1 pseudogene is annotated in these 333 nt (G+C 57.4%); it reads left to right on the top strand.

Annotated features, from left to right (window positions below):
- Positions 1-134: 134 nt before the first annotated feature.
- Positions 135-333 (top strand): annotated as a pseudogene (locus EN807_RS33690) (carbohydrate ABC transporter substrate-binding protein); the annotation flags it as partial.

The raw sequence follows: 333 nt of genomic DNA, 5'->3' as shown, positions 1-333 counted from the left end.
TAAAACGAGCATTACTAAACAAATTACTAAACATCGCCGGCGCTGGAGCGTGGCTATGTTTAGGCCCCGGAGGAGAGGGGTTTGAGGGCTCTTGAAACCGTCATCCGGACGTGTTTCGCAAATGGGAGGAAGGCATGAAATCGACCATGAAACTGACGTTGGGTCTGGCCTCGGCGATGCTTGCGTCGACCGCCGTCTCGAACGTCGCGCATGCGGAAGACCTGACGCTTTGCTGGGCCGCCTGGGACCCGGCCAACGCACTCGTGGAACTGTCCAAGGACTTCACCAAGGAAACCGGCATCGGCATGAAGTTCGAGTTCGTGCCGTGGACCA

Origin of the sequence: Mesorhizobium sp. M5C.F.Ca.ET.164.01.1.1, from assembly GCF_004792125.1 — a bacterium.
GTDB classification, from domain to species: Bacteria; Pseudomonadota; Alphaproteobacteria; order Rhizobiales; family Rhizobiaceae; genus Mesorhizobium; species Mesorhizobium wenxiniae.
Note: the sequence above shows the minus strand (reverse complement) of the source record. Positions and strands in the feature narration are given on the sequence as shown.